The organism is uncultured Streptococcus sp., from assembly GCF_963516515.1.
Classification (GTDB): domain Bacteria; phylum Bacillota; class Bacilli; order Lactobacillales; family Streptococcaceae; genus Streptococcus.
Map to the genome: position 1 here is coordinate 1 of NZ_CAUQCJ010000026.1, position 25,086 is coordinate 25,086.

At 38.4% G+C, this 25,086-nt stretch carries 22 protein-coding genes and 4 pseudogenes; all 26 read right to left on the bottom strand.

What is annotated here, in order from left to right; translation table 11 throughout:
* Positions 1-222: 222 nt before the first annotated feature.
* Positions 223-810 (bottom strand): DNA-directed RNA polymerase subunit delta, encoded by a 588-nt coding sequence (rpoE, locus tag RYL77_RS06220; RefSeq protein WP_000418405.1) that lies wholly within the window; start codon positions 808-810, stop codon positions 223-225.
* Positions 811-1,214: 404 nt separating this feature from the next.
* The gene (locus tag RYL77_RS06225) at positions 1,215-2,360 is read right to left on the bottom strand and encodes an FtsX-like permease family protein (RefSeq protein ID WP_315010626.1); all 1,146 of its coding nucleotides are present in this window, start codon (positions 2,358-2,360) and stop codon (positions 1,215-1,217) included.
* Positions 2,361-2,363: 3 nt separating this feature from the next.
* Positions 2,364-3,044: pseudogene (locus RYL77_RS06230) on the bottom strand (ABC transporter ATP-binding protein).
* The gene (locus RYL77_RS06235) at positions 3,041-3,616 is read right to left on the bottom strand and encodes a TetR family transcriptional regulator (protein WP_315010628.1); all 576 of its coding nucleotides are present in this window, start codon (positions 3,614-3,616) and stop codon (positions 3,041-3,043) included. Before RYL77_RS06235 ends, RYL77_RS06230 begins: the two are co-directional and overlap by 4 nt.
* Before the next feature lie 118 nt (positions 3,617-3,734).
* The gene (locus tag RYL77_RS06240; RefSeq protein ID WP_315010630.1) at positions 3,735-3,911 is read right to left on the bottom strand and encodes a hypothetical protein; all 177 of its coding nucleotides are present in this window, start codon (positions 3,909-3,911) and stop codon (positions 3,735-3,737) included.
* A gap of 21 nt (positions 3,912-3,932) precedes the next feature.
* Positions 3,933-5,033: a DEAD/DEAH box helicase gene (locus RYL77_RS06245; RefSeq protein ID WP_399553788.1), complete on the bottom strand. Its 1,101-nt coding sequence runs from the start codon at positions 5,031-5,033 to the stop codon at positions 3,933-3,935.
* Positions 5,025-5,366 (bottom strand): annotated as a pseudogene (locus RYL77_RS08985) (DEAD/DEAH box helicase family protein); the annotation flags it as partial. The gene RYL77_RS06245 and the pseudogene RYL77_RS08985, both read right to left, overlap by 9 nt.
* A gap of 244 nt (positions 5,367-5,610) precedes the next feature.
* Positions 5,611-6,717: pseudogene (locus tag RYL77_RS06250) on the bottom strand (TOTE conflict system archaeo-eukaryotic primase domain-containing protein); the annotation flags it as partial.
* A 239-nt stretch (positions 6,718-6,956) separates the two neighbouring features.
* Positions 6,957-7,751 (bottom strand): Fic/DOC family protein, encoded by a 795-nt coding sequence (locus RYL77_RS06255; RefSeq protein ID WP_315010631.1) that lies wholly within the window; start codon positions 7,749-7,751, stop codon positions 6,957-6,959.
* Positions 7,752-7,966: 215 nt separating this feature from the next.
* Positions 7,967-8,078: pseudogene (locus RYL77_RS06260) on the bottom strand (DNA cytosine methyltransferase); the annotation flags it as partial.
* 533 nt (positions 8,079-8,611) lie between these two features.
* Positions 8,612-9,547 carry a reverse transcriptase family protein gene (locus RYL77_RS06265; RefSeq protein ID WP_315010633.1) on the bottom strand — a complete coding sequence of 312 codons (936 nt, stop codon included), beginning with the start codon at positions 9,545-9,547 and terminating at the stop codon, positions 8,612-8,614.
* A gap of 229 nt (positions 9,548-9,776) precedes the next feature.
* Positions 9,777-11,075: a hypothetical protein gene (locus tag RYL77_RS06270; RefSeq protein ID WP_315010635.1), complete on the bottom strand. Its 1,299-nt coding sequence runs from the start codon at positions 11,073-11,075 to the stop codon at positions 9,777-9,779.
* Between the two features lie 70 nt (positions 11,076-11,145).
* Positions 11,146-13,797, bottom strand: coding sequence for a valine--tRNA ligase (locus RYL77_RS06275; protein WP_315010636.1), 2,652 nt, complete (start codon positions 13,795-13,797; stop codon positions 11,146-11,148).
* 122 nt (positions 13,798-13,919) lie between these two features.
* Positions 13,920-14,921, bottom strand: a complete 1,002-nt coding sequence (locus RYL77_RS06280) for a virulence RhuM family protein (protein WP_315010638.1) — start codon at positions 14,919-14,921, stop codon at positions 13,920-13,922.
* Between the two features lie 31 nt (positions 14,922-14,952).
* On the bottom strand, positions 14,953-16,194 hold the full coding sequence (locus RYL77_RS06285; RefSeq protein WP_315010641.1) for a hypothetical protein: 1,242 nt from the start codon (positions 16,192-16,194) through the stop codon (positions 14,953-14,955).
* A 304-nt stretch (positions 16,195-16,498) separates the two neighbouring features.
* Complete coding sequence (locus RYL77_RS06290) at positions 16,499-17,731, bottom strand: beta-carotene 15,15'-monooxygenase (RefSeq protein WP_315010656.1); 1,233 nt, start codon at positions 17,729-17,731, stop codon at positions 16,499-16,501.
* A gap of 5 nt (positions 17,732-17,736) precedes the next feature.
* A complete protein-coding gene (locus RYL77_RS06295) occupies positions 17,737-17,892 on the bottom strand; it encodes a hypothetical protein (protein WP_315010643.1) in 156 nt (51 codons plus the stop codon).
* A 30-nt stretch (positions 17,893-17,922) separates the two neighbouring features.
* On the bottom strand, positions 17,923-18,168 hold the full coding sequence (locus RYL77_RS06300) for a hypothetical protein (RefSeq protein WP_315010645.1): 246 nt from the start codon (positions 18,166-18,168) through the stop codon (positions 17,923-17,925).
* 248 nt (positions 18,169-18,416) lie between these two features.
* On the bottom strand, positions 18,417-18,995 hold the full coding sequence (locus RYL77_RS06305) for an AAA family ATPase (protein ID WP_315010647.1): 579 nt from the start codon (positions 18,993-18,995) through the stop codon (positions 18,417-18,419).
* Positions 18,995-19,555, bottom strand: a complete 561-nt coding sequence (locus tag RYL77_RS06310) for a GNAT family protein (protein WP_315010649.1) — start codon at positions 19,553-19,555, stop codon at positions 18,995-18,997. Before RYL77_RS06310 ends, RYL77_RS06305 begins: the two co-directional genes overlap by 1 nt.
* A gap of 278 nt (positions 19,556-19,833) precedes the next feature.
* Complete coding sequence (locus RYL77_RS06315; RefSeq protein WP_315010651.1) at positions 19,834-20,229, bottom strand: helix-hairpin-helix domain-containing protein; 396 nt, start codon at positions 20,227-20,229, stop codon at positions 19,834-19,836.
* A 95-nt stretch (positions 20,230-20,324) separates the two neighbouring features.
* Positions 20,325-20,579 (bottom strand): DUF1912 family protein, encoded by a 255-nt coding sequence (locus RYL77_RS06320; protein ID WP_000119704.1) that lies wholly within the window; start codon positions 20,577-20,579, stop codon positions 20,325-20,327.
* Positions 20,580-20,588: 9 nt separating this feature from the next.
* Positions 20,589-21,923 carry a DUF438 domain-containing protein gene (locus RYL77_RS06325; RefSeq protein WP_315010652.1) on the bottom strand — a complete coding sequence of 445 codons (1,335 nt, stop codon included), beginning with the start codon at positions 21,921-21,923 and terminating at the stop codon, positions 20,589-20,591.
* Positions 21,923-22,156, bottom strand: a complete 234-nt coding sequence (locus tag RYL77_RS06330) for a DUF1858 domain-containing protein (RefSeq protein ID WP_000368734.1) — start codon at positions 22,154-22,156, stop codon at positions 21,923-21,925. The genes RYL77_RS06325 and RYL77_RS06330 overlap by 1 nt, the downstream gene beginning before the upstream one ends.
* Positions 22,157-22,251: 95 nt before the next feature.
* The gene (gene rbfA / locus RYL77_RS06335; RefSeq protein WP_001273601.1) at positions 22,252-22,602 is read right to left on the bottom strand and encodes a 30S ribosome-binding factor RbfA; all 351 of its coding nucleotides are present in this window, start codon (positions 22,600-22,602) and stop codon (positions 22,252-22,254) included.
* 250 nt (positions 22,603-22,852) lie between these two features.
* Positions 22,853-25,086: translation initiation factor IF-2 (gene infB, locus RYL77_RS06340; RefSeq protein ID WP_315010654.1), on the bottom strand; the 2,234-nt coding region annotated here is incomplete at its 5' end.

The following is a 25,086-nucleotide window of genomic DNA, read 5'->3' on the forward strand; positions in this document are numbered from 1 at the left end:
GCTGACTTCGTCAGTTCTATCTACAACCTCAAAGCAGTGCTTTGAGCAACCTGCGACTAGCTTCCTAGTTTGCTCTTTGATTTTCATTGAGTATAAAATACAAGAAGATAACTTCTTGAAAAAACAAAAATAGCTCCCTAAGAACTAGGGAGCCCCGACCTCTAAAAGAGGTGCCCGAACAATATGATACCTAAAAATAGGATAATTGTCAATAGCTAATTTTTATTCCTCGATGTTTTCAGCATCATCGTCTGAAAACTCGTCGTCTTCTTCGTTAAGATCCACGTCTTCACCCAAGTCATCTGGAGCAATTTCGTTGATTTCTGCATCGTAAGCTTCCACTTCATTTTTCTCATCATCTGGATTTTCATCATCATATGAAAGAGCTGGATCTGCTTCGTATGCATCTTCGTCTTCTGGATCATCCGCATTGTAGTCAATAGCATCTGAATCGCCATCCATGAAGGCATTGACACGTTTTTTCTTAGCTTTTGGTGCTACTTCATCGTCGTCATTTTCTTCAAGAGCGATGATTTCTTCGTCGATTTCGTCTACACCATACCATGAACGAAGACCCCATTTGTTGTCTCCAAGTGAGATGAAGCTACCGTCAAAGTTCAACTCTGTGTAGAACAAAGGCAAAGCTTCGCGGATATCGCTGTTTGATGTTCCAAGGTAGTTTTGAATTTCGTTTACAAGATCGCTAAAATGCATCTCATGATCGCGACCACGAAGTTCCAAGATAGCACGCGCTACCTCAATCATAGATAGTTCACTTTTTTCTTGCCCAGCAAATACTTCTAATTCCAAAGCGTTTCTCCTCATTTATACTACTATCGCCAGAGCGGATAGACTCTGACCTCATTTTATCATTTACTCTTTATTTTACGATAATTTTGCGGAATAGTCAAAGGTTAAGAAAAAATAAAGGTGAAATATTTCAGCTAATTGAAAGACCTGTGTAACATGACCACAGGTATATTGATTTATTTATAACTCAAGGCTGCAACTCCAATACCAACCACAAATTGCAAGAGGATTCCTACAGAGATAAAGGATTATTTGTTGCGTCAAATCAAGTAAAAAGATCATTTCAGGTCCTGCCAGTAACTTCGTTTTCTTTCCTTTATTTCATTTTCCCTAGAATAGTGAAAAATCCTTCTCTTGTTAATGAGTTTCATAAGAAAAAGGCTGGAGAATCCAACCTTCTCTATTTATTCAGCTAAGAGTACTTCTTTGATGGTTTGCTTTTGGAGTTTTCTGTTGGATAGATAAAAGAGGCTTTCATAAACCACAGCAAAACCGATCAAAGTCCAGAAGCAAACATTCCCATCAAAGTGATGCTCAATCTTTTCAGGAACCGTATCTTTGATCACACCAATCAAGATTTCCATGATAGCGTACTGATAAGCCGTCCCAAGAACAAATCCTAGATAGGCCCAGAAACGATAGGGAGATAGGATATGACCTTGGCATTCACGATCTGTGTAACCAAAAGCCTTCATAAGAGCCAGGGTTTCGCGACTTTCTGAGACGACAATCCCCAATGACAAAAAGAGAATAGAGAAAGAAAGGATCAAGCCAATCATGATCATCATGGTTTGGATGATGTCATCTGTGTAGTCCCTTAGACCAAAGGATAATTGAACCATGGCCGCAAAACACATAGAGCCAAAGACTACAAAAAATAGGATAGATTTTCTCCCCCAAATTAGTGACGAAGACAGCTCTTTTAGGAAGTCTTTCTCTTTCTTAGGAGCCCTCTTTCTCCTTTTGACCTTGATTGGTGTTGGGGACTTTTTCAATAAGCGAAGAGCCGGCGTTTGTAGTTGTCTTCTAGCATAACCAACCGCGATAAGCATAAAAAATGCCGTTGGAAGGACCACAAAAGCAAGCAAGAGCTGCCAATGAAAATGAATGGTGATTTCTGGCAAGATCCCCTTTTCATTCCGGAAGTCATAAAAATGCCCCATCATAAGAAAAGAAGCGAAATAGCCAAGAAGCGCTCCGGCACCAAAACTGAGTCCAAATGCCCAAAATCGTTTAGCCAACTGGCCATTGCTATAGCCCAAAGCCTTTAAAATTCCTAATTGTTCCTTGTGATCATCGACAAATTGTTTGATATAAAAACACATGAGAAGGACCGACGTCAAGGACAAGACGACTCCACTGACCATGGCCACCATCCAAGAAAGCGAAATCTGAACATCATAGTAGGTCTGAATCATGGGATTGGTTTTAGAAATCTCCAACTGCTCGATATCAAGGTAAAAATTCAAGAAGAGATTGGCCACAAAGACCGCACAAGCTCCAATGATACTGACGACAACTAATTTTCGAATATCTTTTACTGAAAACATGGCTTACCATCCAATCTCATAAGCAGTCTGAGGCTGATCATTGGTCACAACTTCGGTAATCTTGCCACTATTGACACGAATGATGGTTCTTGCCATATCCGCAATATTTTGGTTATGCGTCACCATGATGAGAGTCAAACCAAGCTTTTCCTTTAACTCCCAGATATAGTCGAGAATCTTGCGCCCCGTTTCTTCATCCAGGGCTCCCGTCGGTTCATCTAAGAAAAGAATCTCTGGCTTTTTGGCCAAGGCCCGAGCAATGGAGACTCTCTGCTGTTCCCCACCTGACAATTCACTCGGATACTTGTCCAGTTTATCGCCAAGTCCCAAATCCTCGATAATCTGCAAAAAATCATGATTATTTGCCAGGTCTGCCCCCATCTTTACATTCTATCTGACTGTTAGATTAGGCAATAAATAATACTGCTGAAAAATAAAGGCAATCCTCTCACGTCTAAAGGCTGTCAATTGAATATCTGTGAGTTGAGCTAAATCCTGTCCTTGAATGAGGATATGTCCCTCGTCTACCTTTTCTAAACCTGACAGAACGTTTAAGAGAGTTGACTTGCCTGATCCAGAAGGACCGAGGATAACCACATCATCCTGGTCTTGAATCTGCAAATCAATCCCTTTTAAAACCTTGGTTTGGCCGTAACTTTTGTGCACACTTTCTAGTTGAATCATTTCTTTCCTACCATTTCTTTGATGAGAGATTGACAAACCTCTGTCAGTAATCCAATCACTTCTTCCATGTTGAATTGATAAATGCCAGAAGCAACCATTGAGGCCATCCCGTGCGAGTAGATAAATAGATGCTGGTACAAGCGACCAGCCTCCTCTACATTCAAAAGATAGTCTGCGACGATTGAATCCAGAACCAATTGGTAACTATGATCCTTCATGGGAAGAAAATCTTGAAAGCGACGAATCGGATCTTTACTGGGATTTTGGAAAAGCAATTGAAAGAGTTGGGGTTCTTTTGAGGCGAAAAGGATATAAGTAACCCCGACGGATCGAAAAGGCTTCTCATCTTCTAAGGCCTTACGAATATACTCCACCACAACCATTTCCGCAGCACCAATAACCTCTGCTTGTAACTCGGCCATATTGGCAAATTGCCCAAAAATGACTCTTGGTGTGGCTCCCAGTTGCTCCGCTAATGCTCGAGCCGTCAAACTAGCCATGCCCTCTTCTCTCACCAATTGTAAAGCTGTCCCAATGATAGCCTCTTTACTAAATTTAACCTTTGGTGGCATAAGACTCCTTTCGCGCAATATTTGTTGCGCAACACTTGTTTTATAAAAGAATACCATAAAAAAGAAAGACTTATCAAGAAAAAACTGTAAAACACTAAACAAAAAAACAGCGAACTTTCTATTTCTTTGCTACCCAGCCGATGGCATCGTTAGGTGGATTTTCTGTATCAATCCAAATGAATTCGATACCGATTTCACCATTTTTAAACTTGGTTAAACGAATACCGTTGATTTCCAGTTCATTGAGCCGCTGACCTATCAGGACTTCACGCTCTTTCAACTGGAAAACATACATAGAAATTTTTAAAAATTTTCTCTATCGTAAACCTGCCACTATTTCAGAAACTATACTAGCTGATTCCAAACGTAATATGGTCATTTCATCTACCTTCCCTAATAATGGCATTGCACCATACCAAACAATGGTCTTATTCACCAAAAGAATAGGAGTAACTATTTTCGATTGAGTAAAAGACACTTTAATCTTCTTGCTCTTCAACTGGAATAGCCATGATTTGTTTGCAACAGTCTCTGGTATACATATCTCAATTTGACTAATCCTAAATTCTTTTAGAAAATTCATCAGTTTTGTCTGGTGCACATAAGGTAAAATAAGCATACACTCCTGTCTTTCCCCTGCTAAGTCCTCCCTCAACACATTCTCATATCTACTATCAACATAAACGAATTGTTTCTCCTCACCCTCGATGACACGATAATCCATCTTTCGATAAGCTACTTGTCGTTTCTGAAACATCTTTTCTAAATAAGGAACATGAATATCCACATAATCGAAAATACGCACCAAAGACTTATCCTTGTAGTTTCTATGAATCCGACCTGCATACTGAATCAAATTATTTTTCCAAGAAAAGGGTGCTGCCAAGATAAGCGTGTCTAACTGAGGTAAGTCAAAACCTTCGCCAATGTATTTTCCAGTTGACAATAATACAAATCCTTTATCTAGCTGTTCTAGCGTCTCTAGTAAACTTGTTCTCTCTCGGACTTTGGTTTTTCCACTAATAATATAACAGTCATCAACCTCTTTCTCTTTCAATAATTTTTCAAAGACATCTATCTGTTGAATTCGATTTACTAGAACCAAGATATTCCGACCTTCTGCCACTTGGTCTAGAATATCCTTGAGAATCATCTGATTCCTCACTGAGTCAGTAGCAATCCAATCACTAAGCTGGATAAAATTACTTGCTTTGGTCTTTTCAATCTCCAAATAACCAAAAGAAGTGAATCTTAATTGCAATTGCCGTTTAAAATCCGTTTCCCTCTTATCAGCAGTATGGAGTATCTCACCAATTCTCTGAAAAACGATAGGCTCATGACCATTCTTACGCTCAGGCGTAGCCGTCAAACCGTGAAGATACTTCCCTCTAAACTGAGCAACAACTTTTTCAAACATCAAGGCAGAGACATGATGACACTCATCCACAATCATCATCTCATACTCATCCAAAAGACTTTGACTATTTTCCAACTTAAATAGAGATTGAATCATAACAACATCAACCAGTTTACTCAGCCATTTCTTAGTCCCACCGTACTGCCCAACATAGCCGATTACCTTTTCACGACCTGATGCCGTATAACGGGTAGCTTCTTCCTCTTCGAAAGTCAAAAAATGGTTTAAACGATCCAGTCATTGGTCTAAGAGTTGCCTATTATGAACTAGGATAATTGTTTTGGTCTTCCGTTCAGAGATGAGAGCAGCACCTAAAACGGTCTTCCCAAAACCAGTCTCCGCATGGAGTAAACCATTTTCTTTGGAAATCATATCTGACAGGGCTAACTCTTGCTCAAAAGTAAGTTCTCCCTTAAATGCTACTCTAATAGACCTTTGTACCTTTCTCCTACCTTCCACAGATCCCTGCTCATACTCAATGAAAATCAAAGAGCAAACTAGGAAGCTAGCCGCAGGCTGTACTTGAGTACGGTAAGGCGACGCTGACGTGGTTTGAATTTGATTTTCGAAGAGTATTAAATTTATCTTGCAATGGATATAGCAAACCTCTTGGCAGCCATAAATAATGATCGGATTCTCCAAATAAATACATTCGCTCAGGAATTTGATAGGTTGGCTGTCGCATAGCCTGCTTTAAATAAAATTCGGGATTAGAAAATGAAGCCATATTTTTCAAGAAAAACAGTGTCTTGGGTGTCACAGACGATTTTTCAAGTTGGATAGTATTGGATAAGACAACCTTTAACTCCTTATCCAATTCTTGCTTGCCTAACTCCTCTTGGATTAAGAGTGCCACTTTAGCAGTTGAAATCCTATGAATTTCTTGTAAATACCTCCATTGGTCTTCATAAGGTTGAAAATGTTCGTCCACAAAGACCGTTCGCCCTTGGTGATAAGCATCTCCTTGAAAAGGCAAGGCAATCAAATTACCAAATCCACCCTTCGGAAGAACATCCTGATTTGGAAACATGCGATCAAAAGAATCAAAGGACAGTTGCATACTTTCCTGCATAGCCAGTTCTAACAGTTTCTTTCCAAATAAGCGAGCCTCTCGACTCGGAATTGCTTCCTCAAAGAAGAACCAAATATGGAGTCCGTGACCCGAACGAGAAATCTCTAGATGGCCTTCCATCTGGCGTTCCCTGGCTATTCTTCGAATGACTAAACTGGCTTCTTTCCAATCTCCTTCATCCAAATCCAGTACCAAAAAATAACAGCTATCATCTAAGTGCATAGGAAAAATACCGATAGCTGTCTCCCCACGAAAATGAGATTTCAAAACGGAGTCCGTCAATGTCTGGAAACTCCGTTTTTCATGCGGCAACTGCTTCCAACCATAATCATAGGAAGGAAAATACTGAATTTTCCCTTGATCATTGATAAAACTCTTAGCATAAACATCATAACGGCCAGCAAACACAGAGGTAAACAATTGTAATTTTTCTTGCGTCGTCAAGTGACTACTTTGAAGTTGGAACATCTCCTCGAACCGAGAGCGTTCCATCACAAACTGGCTCTTGTCTTTAAGACGTTTACACAAGAAAAACTCACTATCCCCATTAAAAGAAGAAAAGACATCAAGTACCTCTACCACAATTCCATCCAAAGACACAAAAACAGCCATAACAAGCACCTCCTTGATTCCTATAGGCTGATTATAACAAGAATGGCTGAAATTGTACACGAATATAAAATCCGAATAGCACTGAAAGTACGAGATAAATAGAGTTTAAACGAGCAATCTATAAAACTAAAAAAACACATATTATCAAGCGACCTAAATCTTTGATGATATGCGTTTTCTTGTAGGAATATTTACTTCATTTTTGCCTAAAATTCAATGTTTACTCAGTATTAGGATTTTTAAAGATCGAGTTCTAGATACATCTTTTCTGATGACAGATCATTTTGACCACCGAGTAAGAGATTTTCAAAAAAAGCTGTTAAAAACTCAGGACGTCGCTGTAAAATCTTTGCATTATCTAATACCAAGGCATCACGAAAATACTTGGCATGTTGCTGAAATGGTGTATTATCAATATCAAAACCAAACTCACGAAGATACTGAATCAAAAAAACCGTTACCGTCCGAGTGTTCCCTTCGCGAAATGGATGAATCTGCCAGATTCCTGAAATAAAATGCTGGATTTGTTTAACCACATCCGCCTGGGTTAGTGTCGCATATGCAACTTGTTTTTCCTGATTAAAATCATAATCCAATGTCATTTGAATCATGGAGTAATCAGAATACACAACACTTTCACCATTCAAAACAGGTTCATTCTTTGTGATATTGGTCTGACGAAATTGCCCCACCGGAATAGAGGTTTCAAATATATCTTGAAACAACTCCTTATGAATAGCAAGTAAGGTTGCAGGACTGAAGCTAAAGCCTCTTCGAGATAATAGTTCCACGATACGAAGAGAAACCAAGTCTGCCTCCTCCGTACTCGCATCAATAGTATGATGATAAGCCGTTGCATCCTCATAAACCTGCTCATAAGTCAGTTCACCCCGAGCCTGTTTCTCAGCCAAAGATTCCATATAAGCTGATGGCACTAGATTGTCAACTTTCTGCAGACCAAAACCTATCCGCCATAAGTCACGCTTAGCTTCATAAGACAAGTTTGGATCATCAATATTGTAAGTTGATTGCATAGAAAGATCCTTTCAATTGTTTTTCTTCAGTACCAGTAAGTCATGAAATTGGTTGGAAACTGGCTAAAACTATAAAATGCCCTCATAATAGGTTCTATGAAATATATACTTCATCTTAATAGTGAACAAGTTACACTCAATATATCATACAGTCATCTGGAATGTTCTTTGACTGAATTATATGATTATCGAGATATCTCTGGATAAATGAACTAATAAGTCTGACGAGTAGACTTATCGAAGTCATTGGCATACACCACTCTGAACTCGTTGGTCTGTTCAAATCCCAACTCAATTCCCCCTAACACTTAAGAAGAAAGCTACAATCTTGTACTTCTCAGGTCGGTTCGAACGTAGAGAGTTTGTTGTGTAGTGAGTTGCTTTTTAAAAATATGATTAACTACATCAGTGTATCATTTTAAACATAAAAATACTGGACAGACAATCATATTGGATGAGGAATTTATAGGTACATAAATCCACGACTTCAGATTGAAGGAGAATTCTATGTCCGAATTCCAAATTCTGTAGCTCATCAATTTGGAACTATGAATTTCAATCACATTCATGGAAAAGATACTTTAGGGCAGAATATTTTTAATGCTCACTCAGCAGATAGATTAAGTAGTAAAAGCATCAGGTACTTCTCAAGAATATATCCCTTTTTGCTAAAAATCTTTCTTGGAAAAGATATTTGAGAGTTTTTAACGACTGGTTCAATCAAATGAGTGCAATCGTTGAGACTAAAATAAAAGTAGAATGGACTAGTCTTAGCAATATTATATTCACGATAATTTAAATTCAATTTTTAAAACAATTCTCTCTTTGTATATGATTTTTAAATAAAATTTTTTTTGAAATCAATAATCAATATTTAAAGCATCTATTCTTTCTCTAATAGTATTATAGAATTGATAATCAGTATTTTTGATGTACATTGCGATTCCTAGTAAATACTCTTTATAATTTGTTTTTCCATACTGTCCAGTATATAGCAAATGAGATTCGACACCATATTTTTCACAATAATATAGTTCTTTTAACAACTTCCGTTTGTATTTATTAGGAACCGAAATTGAATTGTTTTTGACAACAATACCTGTTATTATCTTAGGACCATTCCCTTTTATTAATTTAATCTTATCGTTATTTACAATGAAACCATGTTTTTCAAGGTAATCAGATATATTCTCCTTTATAACTACTAAAGGAAACACAGCTTTTTTTTTCGAAGAAATAGCAATATCATCTGCATATCTTGAATATTTAAAATCAAATTTCGAATATTCATCTTCATGAAGTAATTTAATAATCCAATCATCAAACTCTTTCATAATAATATTAGATACCATAGGACTCGAAACAAATCCCTGCCTCACATATCCTTTATATGTACATAAAAGAGCCAAACAATGAGAAACTTCTAAATTATATCCCATTGTAATAAATATTTTTTTTACTGAAGTATGTGGAATAGAATCAAAAAAATTGTGAATATCCATTTTTAAAAGATTCTGATTTCCTATATGAGTTCTTGCATTCGTAAAAATTGATTTCTCTCTTACATATGCATGGCAAAATTCTGAACAATCATTTTTCGATAATATTTGTTCCACAATCCATTTTTGAATCGATTTCAAATGAATAGTAGGATTCGAGATAAATCTAATTTCCCCATTTTTCTTAACTCTAGGATACACTTGATTGTTTTTTTCTACAAAATCTTCAATACTGCTGATTAATTCTATTTTAAAGAGTTTTTTTAACTGTTGCACACTAATCAATTTTGGAAACATATTTCCTCCAAAAAAACCATCAACTATAGTTGATGGAATGAAGTACTTAACTTACGGAACTTGTGAAGTAAGTTAAAGGTATGGGAAATTTTTCGAAATGTAAATGTAGAAAAATTTTCCATGGCATGAAATTACTTCATAAAGAATCACGTTAGTATAGCAACTTTGCTATACCTGACTAAAACTTTTAGTATCTCTACTTCCTTATCATTATATCAAAATAAAATAATTAAATCAAAGCATTTTCATCAATGAAATCATCCAACTTAGGTAACTTACTTACCCCCGCTATAGTTGATTTGCCATATGTCGTTAATTTCACATTTGAAAAGTCTCCCTCCAATTCGATATATCCTGCATTTTTTAAAGCGTTTAGAATTTGGTGTATTAATCCAGATGGTGATTTTAAAATTCTAGCTACAATACTAGTCGCCTGTACGTATTTAACATTATTTATATGTTTCAATAATACTAATATTTTTAAATTAATTTTTCGATCTGTTTTTATTGTCGATAACTTAATACCTTTACTACATCTAAAATCACATTTTTCTAATAATTCTTCAAGTTTATTTAATTCATCTTCTCTCTCTAACAAAGACCAATTAGTTCTCGGAAATAATGGTTCCCAATTCCTCCTAGTATTACTTTTCCAAAATAATGCGATTGTATTATTAGGTGTGTCTAAATACGAGGAGACCAAAGCATTTAAACTATATTTTTCATCATTAATTTTTAATTTTTTTGTTAATTCTTTATAATCACCTTTAAAACTAGTAAAACCGGTGGAATCTTGTGGAACAAAAAAATCAATTGTATCTTCGAAACCATTTTGAATAATATATTCGACTAATTTTTTTTCTCCCTGACTACTAATCTCTAAAAACAAAAAAGTTAATTTTATTCCAAATGTTTTTAGCTTGTTTACATATTCTGAAATCTCTCGTCTATTAAGGAAATTGGATACTAAACTAGTACCAGTTCCTACAAAGTCTTCAAATATGACAATACGATCTAAGCTCTTATATTTTATGATGTTATTAGAATTTGCAGACTTTCTTATTTCGTCCTCAAAATCATCTAACTCTTTATTGGGACCCCCGCACTCTTCTAAAAGTTCCACCCATGCTCTATATTCTCCTATAAATCTAATCAAGTTTTTTAACAATGTTTCAGTTAAACCATTGTAAACTTCAGCTCTACCATTTTTTTTTATTTCAAATAAAAGAGGAGCAATTATACTCGATGATTCTGCTCTTGCATCCTCTGTTTTTAAATAAGTAAACAAATAATTATCAAAAGAAGATAAAATAGATTTCAGAAATTCTTGAATTCTACTTTTGGAATAGTAGTTATATTTATCTAACATCGAAAAATATATTTCATCAAAATCACTATTTTTCTTAAAAAAAGTACTTTGTAAGTCAATCGCTTCTTTAATCCAGCTATCAATATTATTCCTATTTTTTTGAGTAATTTGTAAATATTTTGTCTCTAATTTACTCTTAACGTCTTGACTATTATCCATTAATGAACACCTAAATTTTTTTCTAATCTCATTATACCAAAAAACACGGCTCATCACCGTGTTTCTGTGTTTATTTAACGAGTTTCTTCATCTCATCAATACGTGCGACGGTCGCGTCGTACTTAGCTTGATAGTCGGATTGTTTGTCGCGTTCTTTTTGGACGACTTCTGGTTTGGCGTTGGCTACGAAGCGTTCGTTAGAGAGCTTCTTACCGACCATGTCCAGTTCTTTTTGCCATTTAGCCAGTTCCTTGTCGAGACGGGCCAGTTCTTCTTCGACATTGAGGAGGTCTGCCAGTGGCAGGTAGATTTCTGCTCCTGTGATGACGCTTGACATAGCAAGTTCAGGCGCAGGAATATTTGACGCGATTTCCAAGTGTTCTGGATTTGTGAAGCGTTTGATGTAGTTGACATTGCTGTTAAAGAAGGCTTCCAAGTCGCTATCGCTTGTCTTAACAAGGATGGTGATAGGCTTGCTTGGGGCTACGTTTACTTCCGCACGCGCATTACGAACGGCACGGATCAAGTCTTTGAGACTTTCCACACCAGTATGGGCAGCAAGGTCCTCAAAGGCTGGGTTAACAGTTGGGTATTCTGCTGTCACGATAGAACCTTCTGAGATTTGTCCAAAGATTTCCTCTGTCACGAATGGCATGATTGGGTGAAGGAGACGAAGGATCTTGTCCAGAGTGTAAAGGAGAACAGAACGTGTGATGACTTTCTCTTCTTCGTTGTCGCTATAAAGAACTTCCTTAGTCAATTCAACGTACCAGTCCGCAAATTCATCCCAGATGAAGTTGTAGAGGATGTGTCCAGCGACACCAAACTCAAACTTGTCAAAGTTGGCAGTAGCTTTTCCGATAGTTTCATTGAGGTTGTGGAGAATCCAGCGGTCTGTGACATTTCCAGCTTCCTTGTTAACAACTTTTTCGACATTAGCAGTTGCTTGCTCAAGGGTCAAACCTTCATTGTTCATGAGGATGTAGCGAGAGATGTTCCAAATCTTGTTAATGAAGTTCCAAGAAGCATCCATTTTCTCGTAAGAGAAGCGCACGTCTTGCCCTGGTGCAGAACCGTTTGAAAGGAACCAACGAAGGGCATCGGCACCATATTTCTCGATGACATCCATTGGGTCAATACCGTTGCCGAGTGACTTAGACATCTTACGCCCTTGCTCGTCACGAATGAGACCGTGGATAAGGACATTCTTAAATGGTTGACGTCCTGTGAATTCCAAAGATTGGAAGATCATACGAGACACCCAGAAGAAGATGATGTCGTAACCTGTTACCAAGGTTGAAGTTGGGAAGTAACGTTTGAAGTCTTCTGAGTCGACATCAGGCCAGCCCATGGTTGAGAATGGCCAAAGGGCAGAACTGAACCAAGTATCCAAGACGTCTTCGTCCTGAGTCCATCCGTCACCTTCAGGAGCTTCTTCGCCGACGTACATTTCACCCTCAGCATTGTACCAAGCAGGGATTTGGTGACCCCACCAGAGCTGACGAGAGATTACCCAGTCGTGGACATTTTCCATCCATTGGAGGAAGGTATCGTTGAAACGAGGTGGGTAAAATTCGACCTTGTCTTCTGTGTCTTGGTTGGCAATAGCATTTTTGGCCAATTGGTCCATCTTGACGAACCATTGCGTTGACAAGCGTGGTTCGACCACAACACCTGTACGTTCTGAGTGACCAACACTGTGGACACGTTTTTCGATTTTGACGAGGACACCGATTTCTTCCAGCTTAGCAACGACTGCCTTACGAGCTTCAAAACGGTCCATGCCTGCAAATTCGAAGGCAAGCTCATTCATAGTTCCGTCGTCGTTCATGACGTTGACTTGTGGCAAGTTGTGACGTTGACCCACCAAGAAGTCGTTTGGATCATGGGCAGGCGTGATTTTAACAACACCAGTACCAAACTCAGGATCAGCATGCTCATCCCCAACGATTGGGATGAGTTTATTAGCGATTGGAAGGATGACGTTTTTACCGATCAAGTCCTTGTAGCGTGGATCTTCTGGATTGACCGCAACCGCAACATCCCCAAACATAGTTTCAGGACGAGTTGTAGCAACTTCAAGGGCGCGTGAGCCGTCTTCCAGCATGTAGTTCATGTGGTAGAAGGCACCTTCGACATCCTTATGGATAACCTCGATATCAGAAAGGGCTGTGCGAGCTGCTGGGTCCCAGTTGATAATAAATTCACCACGGTAGATCCATCCTTTCTTGTAAAGGTCCACAAAGACCTTACGAACAGCTTTTGACAAACCTTCGTCAAGAGTGAAACGCTCACGAGAGTAGTCTACAGAGAGCCCCATCTTGCCCCATTGTTCCTTGATGGTTGTCGCATATTCGTCTTTCCATTCCCAGACTTTCGTCAAGAAAGATTCACGACCGAGGTCATAGCGGCTGATGCCCTCACCACGTAAGCGCTCCTCAACCTTAGCCTGAGTGGCAATCCCAGCGTGGTCCATACCTGGAAGCCAAAGCGTGTCAAACCCTTGCATACGTTTTTGACGGATGATGATATCTTGCAAAGTAGTATCCCAAGCATGACCAAGGTGCAGTTTCCCAGTTACGTTTGGCGGTGGAATGACGATTGAATAAGGCTTAGCCTTTTGATCGCCTGAAGGCTTGAAAACATCGGCATCAAGCCATTTTTGGTAACGACCAGCCTCAACCTCGGCTGGATTGTATTTAGGTGAAAGTTCTTTAGACATGTGTTTGTCCTTTCTAGTTAATATCTTTAAATAAAATTAGTATGTAGAAGATAGGCTTTGATTCAACTCATCTTGTTTTTCTTATTATCTTCTATAAGCAAAGAAACGGTGAAAATTTTACATTAACTTTCTCTCATTATCTTCATAATATGTTTATCAAAGTCTGATATGATTTTTTGAGTTCGGTTAAATTTTTCATACTCCTGGATGGCTTTTGAGTCTGCTTGTTTCTTGGAAATACTTCCTTTTCCTTCTAAAATTTCGTACTCATTAAAAGATAGAAAACGATCAATACTATCTGCCAATCCTCGCATTGTAAAAGTATTACGGCGCTCAACCAAACCCTCGATATAATCAAAATAGGCTGTAACAGTTCGCTCTAGTTGTCGAATTTCTTTTTCTTGCAAATAATTTTTGGCTACAGTTACATCTGATTTGAGCACTCGTCCATCAGGTGCATTCTTCCAAGTAGTTAATCCCATTTTTTCTTTACTAGCATCGGCTTGTTGATAGATAATTTCTGCAGCAGTATTTCCAGTAATTGCATAATGAAATTTATTTTGCACCATAGCATAGAAATTTTTAGTAATATCTGAGTTTCGATCATAATCTATGGCACATTCGGCAAAAATATCCGTAATTTGTTGATAGATTCGGCGTTCGCTAGAGCGAATAGAACGAATCCGTTCTAAAAGTTCACGGAAATAATCTTGTCCAAAAACTGTCTGTCCTTGTTTCAAGCGTTCATCATCTAAAACAAAACCTTTGATGATAAACTCTTTCAAGGTCTTGGTTGCCCAAATTCTAAATTGAGTAGCCTTGCTGGAATTTACACGATAACCAACTGAAATGATAGCATCCAGATTGTAATATTCAAGTTCACGCCGGACAGTTCTATTCCCCTCTTGTTGAACCTGTGCAAATTTTGCACAAGTTAACACCTTATCTAACTCACCGCTATCATAAATGTTTTTTAAGTGCTTTGTAATGACACTTCGTTCAACTCCAAAGAGCTCTGCAAGACCTTTTTGAGTCAACCAAAGATTTTCATCTTGTAAAAGGATATCTAGCTGAACGTCGCCATTTTGTGTAGTATACAGGATGAAATTAGAAATTTCATTCAAGACAATTCACCTCCCCCCCTTCCATAAACAATTACTTCTCGTTCTTAAACTTTATGCCGTTTTCTTTCAGCTTTTTAACGGTTACGGGACCAATTCCCTTCAAAGCGAGAACTTCTTTTTCAGTCCATTTTTTGAAATCTGAAGACCTACGAATCCCATTTTCAACAAAGATGTGAACAAGATCCATCCGGATTCCCTTCATTTTTTCCTCGCTCATAAAGGAGTACCAGTCTGTGACCTTGGATAAATTTCTTATCATACTAGAATGATTCGAAAATACTGGTTTACGGCGGAATTTTTTGGCTTCGTTTGTTAAAAATTTCGTTAAAATAATATTTTCTAGTAAATAATCAAATAGAGGATACAAACTAGCTTGTAGCGATTCAACTGAATTTGGACAATAGCATTCTTGGTCTTCGATATCTATAACTTTGAATTGCCAATCTTCCTCTATAAAGAATTCAACAGCTTCATCATTGATTTCCACTAATTTTGCAAATAGCTGACTGGCTTCCTCAATTTTTCCTTGAGAAAAAGCAGAGATGATGGCATGAATAAGAATGGTATCGTCCCGTTTCCCTTTATTTAATTCTTCACGATAGAAACGTTCAACCTTTAGTTCCTGACCAGTAATATGATACAAGGAAAGCATACAGAAGACAAAATTAGGAGGAAAACGTTCTGGTCGCTTACTCAAATACAGGTTAATCAATTCTACAGCCTTATAATTTAAGTTCTCCATCATATAATACTCAATCAGAAACATAAGAGCAGACAGGATAGGGCGTGCTTCAAAATAATTCCAACTATTGTATCCATTCACTTTCCATTTTTCTAAAACTAGAATTTCAAAATCCAATACTTTTTTAAAAGTTGACAAATCAAAATCTTCAACTTCTGATAAGAATAAATGAAAATCAGCAGCAAAATAATCTGGATTAATTTTTAAAACTTGCTTTAACAGTTTATTTCGCTTCTGTGTATTCGGAGTATGCATAGCTTCTCTAAATAAAGCATGATCCTGATTCCAATCAAATGTCCTATTTTTCAATTGGTAATTGATTAACTGAACATCTGGATACTCTCCGTGTTCATCAGCATACTGCATCACTGCTGTATGTAGTTCATCAAAATTTTGAATGGTCCGACGTTCTACAAAAGTTGGATTTTTGGCCATGATTTCTGTCCAAACAGCCTCTTCTTCAGAAATAACTTTGATGTCCAACTTTTGCTGGCGTTTTAATTCTTTTTTTCTATTTTTCTTTTTAGCCATCTATTTTCTCCTCTAACTCATTCTTCAATAGATCAAACTCTACCTCTGCTGTATTGGATATTCTTACAGCCTCGGATACAGGCTTGAATGGTAAATCTCAGCTTCTTTGTGATTCATTCGCTTTGAAGGTTATCCCCCAAGCGTGACCAAGGTAGAGTTTTTTCCAGTTACATTTGGTGGTGGGAATCACGAACGAAAAAGGTTGAGACTTTTGATCTTTTTGAGTCTTGAGAACGTCTTCTTAAAGTTGTTTTGTTAACGACCATCCTAAACATAGGATGGAGTGTATTTAGGTGAAAGTTGATTAGACATTATTTTTTCTCCTTTTATGAATATTTCTTTTATATCTACGATTTATTAATACACTGTGCATGTTGTCACGATACACGTAATATCCATTATGGGTGTTTAAATAGAAATACTGTAATAACCAGATTATAGCCTTCCCAATAACTAATGATAATATGAAACAAACGAAAATAATTATAGTTGAGGCAAATAATTCAGACATCCAATCAGCTGCGGGAGTTATAAATTCGACCAATTTCATCTTAATCTTTAAACCCCAAATAATTTCGGTTAACTTTGGAATAATACTCAACATTAATAGAGTAAGAAAACTATATAGTTGAGTTCGATAGAGGTGTCTATCCATTTTCTCAGTTCTTATTGGTTTTTTCTTATATTTTTTTGTATCAAATTGAGAATTTATTTCTCCAATTAGACTAGGAATTAATATTGGCAAAAACCAAGTTAAAGCATTTATTAATTCATTTTCAACTTGATTAAATATTGCTAACAACAATATACAGATTGTTCCAGTTAGCCATGATGCTATTACTTCTTTGGTATCTTTTGCACCATGTCTAATTAGATTATGAATTATCCACCAGAATATTAAATAAAGCGCAATAAATGAATTAAATATAAAAATGTCAGTTATTAAATCGGAATGAAAATCAATAGCTTTAGAAATAAAGTAATAAATATAGATATAATACCATAAAAACGAATTAATAAGCATCGTGGCATATACATTCCATAGTGTCTTTCCCTTGGAGATATCTATTTTATTAACTTTTTTAAATATCTTGATTGATATTATAGTTTTTATAACAGATAATACCAATGGTAATATTAAAAGTATTACAATGATAAGCCAGTTATTTATGTGATTTTTACTTATGCCATAATTAGTAAAAAAATATTGAGATAAGTTGATTAAAGTTGATTCAACCAGATTTAGGTTATAAAGAATGTAAGTCAAGATTCCGCAAAATATTCCATCCCATGCGTTCATAAAAGCTAAAGATTTAGTACTTTTAGTAAGAAAAACTCTAAACTTATTAAATCGATTTTTATAGTTAAACACATATATTAGTATCAAGGCAAATTGTAAAATTATAACTAATTTAAAATCGGTAAGACAGAATATAATTAGAGATATTATTGGAAAATACATTAGCGCATACATAAGTATTTTCCAAGTTTGAGCAAAAAGATTCCTCAATCTATTGTCAGTATTAAAATAATACATTAATTTCAATCTTTGCCTCCTAAATCTAATCTAAAGGTTGGTAAATCAAAATCTTCAACCTCTGATAAGAATGGGTGAAAATCATCAGCAAAATAATCTGGATTGATCTTTAAAACTTGTTTTAACAGTTCATTTCGCTTCTGTGTATTTGGAGTATGCATAGCTTCTCTAAATAAAGCATGGTCCTGATTCTAATCAAAAATCCTATTTTTCAGTTGGTAATTGATTAGCTGAACATCTGGATACTCTCCATGTTCATCAGCATATTGCATCACTGTTGTATGTAGTTCATCGAAATTTTGAATGGTCCGACGTTCTACAAAAGTTGGTTTTTTAGCCATTATTTCTGTCCAAGCAGCCTCTTCTTCAGAAATAACTTTGATATCCAACTTTTGCTGGCGTTTTAATTCTTTTTTTCTATTTTTCTTTTTAGCCATCTATTTTCTCCTCTAACTCATTCTTCAATAAATCAAACTCTACCTCTGCTGTATTGGATATTCTTACAGCCTAGGATACAGGCTTTAATGGTAAATCTTAGTTTTTTCAGCGACTCGTTGACTTTGAAGGTTTCCCCAAGCGTGACCAAGGTGAAGTGTACCATTAACATTTGGTTGTGGGAATCACGAACGAAAAAGATTGAGACTTTTGAATTTCTTGAGTCTTGAGAACGTCTTCATGAAGTTGTTTAGATATGTGTTTGTCCTTTCTCTATTGTATTCATTTTATCTTTAATCTGCTTAGCAACCTCTTCTGCAGACAGATTCGTATTATTTATTTTAAGGTAGTGGTGCAACTCATTCGGTTGATGTTGGGAATTTAATTGAAGTGTTTCAGCGGTCTCTAAAATTTCTCTTTCAGATACCTCAATATGTCGTTTTAAGGGTTTGTGCTTGAATCGATTCTCCGTTCGATTTCGACGTAAACGCTCCTCAAGACTTGTTTCCAACTCAACAAACAGAATCTCTTGATGAAAGTTATCCAATAAATCCTGAATTTGTTTTAAATACATCAGCTGGTACTGATTTGAAAAATCAATTACGTCAGTTAAAATTACTGATCGCTGATTTCTTGCACTTGCTCCAAGGAAAGAAAAGGTGATTCCACGAACAAATTCCCACATCTCCTCTGTATAATCCTGATAGATTTCTAGTGCAAAATCGATGGCTTGATGGTTATAAAAGAGGGTAGCATCTGTCAGTCGAGATAACTCTTGACCAATCGTCATTTTCCCAGAAGCCGGAGCCCCAATGATGAAAAGATGCATCAAATCACCTCCCACTCACTCCTCAGCAAGCCATATCTCAAATCATCACAGCGATTTCCTTGAACATCTTTACGGTCTCGGATACGAGCTTCGAGGGTAAATCCAAGTTTTTCTGCGACTCGTTGACTTTGAAGGTTATATCCAAAGCAAGTTAGTTCAATCTTGTGAAGACCAAGTTCTTTAAAAGCCAGATCAATCAAGGCACGCGCTGCTTCTGGTACATAACCTCGTCCCCAATAGTCTGGGTGCAAGGTGTAGCCAATCTCCAGTACATCGTCTTCGTGCCGATGGTTGAAATCAACAGAGCCGATGACTTTATCGGTTCCTTTTACGATAATTCCGTAGCCTGCTGGGAGATTTTTCTTTTGATTACGCTCAGGAAGGATATGCTCCAGATAATAAATCTCATCTTCCAAGGCCTTGACAGGTGGAAAACCTGCTGGGTAAGAAACTTCTGGACGACTAGCATAAGCAAAGATATCCTCGGCATCAGCGACTGTGCGGGCTCGTAGGATAAGTCGCTCCGTTTCGATTCGTTCAGGTAATGTTGCTCTTGCCATACTTCTTCCTCGCTTTCTACAAAAAATGCCCCTGCCATCTACATGACAGGGACGAATGTATTTATCCGCGGTACCACCCAATTTCGGGCAGTTGCCCGCAACTCTCGTCTTTAAAACAAAAAGACACTTTTATTTCAATTTTTCATTCATTAGCAACCAGTTTTGACACATTTGTGGACTTCTCAGCTCCGCCACTTTCTGTAAAATGTGGGATTCAAAACACCTCTAATGGCTCTATTGTAGCAAGATTTTTTCGGAAATGCAAGGAACAAGAAAGATTACTTGAACTTGATGCCGTTTTCTTTCAATTTCTTGATGGTAGCTGGGCCGATTCCTTTCAAGGCAAGGAGTTCTTTTTCAGTCCAGTTTTTAAAATCTGAAGCAGACTTGATTCCTTCATCGTAGAAAGTTTTGGCACGGTCAAGTGGAAGTCCACCCAAGTTTGCTGCAAAATCTTCTACAGAATTGGCTACTTTTTGAGCTTGCTCTTTGGTAGCTTCTACTGCTTGTTCAACTTTTTTAGAAACAGCCTTACCAGCTTCGCTTGCTGACTGCTCTGCACGTTTCACGACTTTTTTTGTCTCTTCTACAACCTTAGTCACAGTACTTGAAAAGGCACCTGCGCGACGGAGGTTATTTCGTAATTGTTTTTTACGATTGAGTTTCTTTGACATGATAAAATCCTTTCAATAAAAAATCCCTGCTCTGACAAGGATTTAATATAAATATTCTATCAAGATTTTAGTAAAAAATCAAGAATCTTTCTCGTTTAATAATTTCGCTCACCAAACAATCCCTCTGGCAAATCATGGAATCCCTTACCTGCCTTAAAGTTTTCAAACTTAGCAAGTAAGAACTGATAAGCATCCAAGCGACTTTCGTAGCGAATCATGGCATCTTTGGCACGCTCGTCTTGGTCTTCTTCGTAGACTTTTTGGCTTTCCTTGTGCGCCATGTCGTTGATCATAATCTGGGTATTGACCCAAGCTTCAAATTCCTTCATAAATTCCTGTTCGTAACTCATTGATTCTCCTTATTCTAATCCACGGAAATAGTCCGTGTCAATCTCACGGTAGGGTTGGATATCCTGAACGTACTCCAGCACTCCTTGGAATTCTCCATCTTCATCATGGACTGCAGCATAGGTGATGTGGACAAACTTTCCTCGAGACTCCGACTTGAACCACATTTCATACTTGTCCTTGGTTCCCTCACGAAGACCCTTCATGATGGTCTTGACCTTGTCCAAGTACTTAGGTGGATGGCAAAGTTCGACATTCCGTCCAACTTGGGAAGGTGTCCGTTTGAAAATCATCTCATCAGCTGGCGCATTGTCATTGTAATACTGGAAAATATCGTCTTTATTGACAAAGGTAATCTCCATAGGGAGGTGATTGAGGATGAGGTTAGCCTGCTCGACTGAAAGATAGCCATTCCCAAAAGCCTGTTGACTATGACGGTCCAGCACTGCTTCCTTTTCCTTAGGGGTAAAGGTAATGGTGAACTGGCCTTCTGGTGTATCAATCACTTGCTGAACTTGACCTTCTGCCGTGTCTAGTTGTACTGGCTCCTCTGCACTCTTTTCCTCAACAAAACTCTGTCTTTCTGGCACCCATTTTTCAGACGGACGGATGATGGCATAGCCATAAGCATCACTCTCCTCCGCAATCTGAAGCCAGTCATCTTGGGTGAAGGACTCAAGGAGAATCATGAGAAGGATGGACTCTTCCTTGAAAATCATACTTTCAAACTCTGTCGCAAAGGCTTCAAAAGCTTCCTTTACAGTGGAAATCGGAACTTCTGGCAATGACTTAGCTGTCGCTAGGGCTGTCTGAAAGAGTTCTCTAATCTGGTCATCCACTCCCCACATAACCTTAGGAGGTGAATCGTGACCATAGCGCTCCATGATAGGGAAAAAGAGTTCTTCCTTACGCTGATAGTGGATGTCAAATTGACCCACAAGTCCCATTTGACGGACCAAACCCTTGCGCATCTCCACCAGCATTTCTTCATCTTCCATAGACTCATAAGTATCTAACAGTCTCCGAATGCGAATCAAGGCCGCACGGAGGGCTAGATTTTCTTCTTTGAAAATCCGAACTGGGTGACCTGGGTGCTCGGTATCTGCAACTTCGACATCCTTAACAGCATTTTTAAAAAGATTGGCATGAACATCACAGAGTTCCATGACATCTTCAAAGGTGACACCTGAGTCTGAGTTCATCAGCTCGTGCTCCATGAGAGAAATCTCGATGGCTGAAACACCTGTAAAGGTCGCATCAAAACGCTCCTGAACCGACTCAGGGGAGGCACCATTGTGCAATTCTAACAAAATATCCCGTAGGATATGAATTCGTTCATCTGCCATTAGTCTAATCCAATCACTTCGTAGCCATTTGCTTCCAGTGTGCGGACAATCTTATCCATAGGAGTTCCTTCCAGCTTAGAACCCTGTTTGAGTGATACTTTACGACCGATAGTATTACGCATCAGGGGATTAGCAAGGGGTTTAAAACCCAGCTCCACTAGGATTTCCAAGACTTCTGGATGCTTATCCACCACTTCTGCAACAGGAATTGACACATCGATGATATTGTCCATGACGACCTCCATTATCGTTTATAAATGATATTATTTATTTTATTATACCATAAGGATGACTGGCACACACCAAAAAAGAGGGTTTCCCCTCCTTCTTAGTTTTTATCCAGATTGCGTAGCATCTCGTCAATCTTGTTTCCATATTCGATGGATTCGTCTTTGACGAAGGTCAAATCTGGGATTTTGTACAATTTCAAATTGCGACCAAGTTCACGTTTGATGGTACCAGTTGCTTTTTCAAGCCCGATTTGGGCTTTTTGATTATCTGAAGCAAGGTTACTCAAAATGGTGTAGTAAACCTTGGCAACAGACAAGTCACCCAGCATCTGAACATCTGTGATGGTCACGCCTTGGACACGCGGATCACGGACTTTCTTTTGCAAAATCTCATTGACTTCACGCTTGATTTCCATGCCCACACGATCCGTACGGAAATGATTTGCCATGATATTCCTTTCTCTACTTTGAACCAAAAGCTAGGCCAGCAGACCTAGCTATTTTTAAACTTTTTGATTTTCAGTTCAAATTGAAACGAAGTTCAATTTGAACTCATCCGCTTCTTTCGCCGTGGTGAAAGTGATGGAACTGATTTATCAGTCCCATCACAGGGGATTTTTGAGACCCTAGGCTCAAAAATAAGCAATGAAACCATCGGTTTGCTTGCATCCCTCACCACCTAAGAAAGAAGCAAAAATCTTATCTCTTGATTTCTTCCATGACATACGCCTCAATCACATCATCAGTCTTGATATCATTGTAGCCATCAATCATCAATCCACCTTCACGGCCGTTTGTAACTTCTTTGACGTCGTCTTTGTAGTGTTTCAAGCTTGCGAGTTCACCATCATAGATAACGACACCGTCACGGATAACACGGACTTTAGAGTCACGGGTAACCTTACCGTTGATAACCATGAATCCACCGATAGTTCCCACTTTAGACACCTTGAAGGTTTCACGGATAACTGCTTCACCGATAATTTTTTCTTCGAATTCTGGATCAAGCATCCCTTTCATGGCTTCTTCCATCTCTTCGATAACCTTGTAGATAATGCTGTGAAGACGGATTTCCACATCGTCAGCTTCGGCTTGTTGACGAGCTTGTGGTGTAGGGCGTACGTTGAAACCAACGATAAAGGCATTTGAAGCTTCAGCAAGGGTCACATCTGATTCATTGATGGCACCGACCGCTGAGTGGACGATGGTAACTTTGACACCTTCCACATCAATCTTTTGAAGTGAGGCAGAAAGGGCTTCAACAGAACCTTGTACATCGGCCTTGATGATCACGTTAACTGACTTAAGCTCACCAGCTTTAAGCGTATCAAAGAGGTTTTCAAGGCTGACACGTTGGGTAGCTTGACGTTGTTTCATGAGGGCACGTTTGGCACGCTCTTCACCTGCTGCACGCGCAGATTTTTCATCCTCGTAAACGGCAAAGTGGTCACCTGCCATTGGCGCTTCGTTCAAACCTGTGATTGAAACTGGTGTTGATGGTCCAGCAACCTTAACACGACGACCAAGGTCGTTGGTCATAGCACGGACACGACCGAAGGTATTTCCGACAACGATTGGATCTTGGACATTCAAGGTACCTTGTTGAACAAGAAGGGTTGCGACCGCACCTTTTCCTTTATCCAAGCGCGCTTCGATAACTGTACCGATCGCACGCACTGTTGGGTCTGCCTTGAGTTCTTGGATTTCAGCTACAAGAAGGACTGTTTCCAACAATTCTTCGATATTTTGGTTGAATTTAGCTGAAATTTCAACAAATTCAGAATCTCCACCCCAAGCGGTTGACATGACACCATGCTCTGCCAATTCACCGATAACGCGTTCTGGGTTAGCACCTGGTTTATCAATCTTGTTGATGGCTACGATGATTGGAACGTTGGCCGCTTTTGAGTGGTTAATGGCTTCGATAGTCTGAGGCATAACCCCGTCATCTGCCGCTACGACCAAGATAGTAATATCGGTAACAGAAGCACCACGCGCACGCATAGATGTAAAGGCCGCGTGTCCTGGTGTATCAAGGAAGGTAATCTTCTTGCCATTTTCCACGATTTGGTAGGCACCGATATGCTGAGTGATACCACCTGCTTCACCTGTCGCAACACGAGAGTTACGAAGGGTATCTAGGAGGGTTGTTTTTCCGTGGTCAACGTGTCCCATGATGGTTACAACTGGTGGACGCTCTACCAATTCATCTTCATTGAGATAACCATCTTCGACAAAGAAACGTTCGATGTCGGCATTATCCACTTCAACCTTTTGCTTGGCTTCGATACCATAATCCACCATGAGGAGTTCAATTGTTTCCCCATCCAAGGATTGGTTTTGTGTGGCCATGACACCCATCATAAAGAGTTTCTTAACGATTTCAGCTGGTTCACGTTTGATACGTTTTGCGATTTCCGCAACCGTCATACCATCTGTATATTCAAATTCTGTTGGCAATTCATGGAATTTACGCTCTGTAACAGGTTTTGGAGCCTGATTGCGGTTGTTTTGCTTATTGCCTTTTTTATTCTTTTTGTTATTACTATTATTCCAGTTACTATTCTTTTGATTTCTCACTTGATTTTGACTACTTCGATTCTTTTGGTTTTTTCTAGGACCATCTTCTTCGCGATCATAATCGTCACGTTCTTTATCTGGTCGAGCTTGTTTTTTACGACGTGTATCCACTGCAGGTTCTTTTTTCTCAGGGACGACTTCAACCACTGCTTGAACCTGTTGCTCTTGCTGCGCTTGTTCAGCTAACTTAGCCACTTCTTCAAAGATTTCCTCTGGTTCCTTGCGTTTGTTAGCTTGAGCCAAGGCTTCTTTAGCAGCCTGATACTGCTTGAAGCGTTCCTCACTTGAACGTGCATACTCTGCATTTTGTTCTGCTTTTAGGGCTGCTGCACGGGCTTTAAAGTCAATACGTG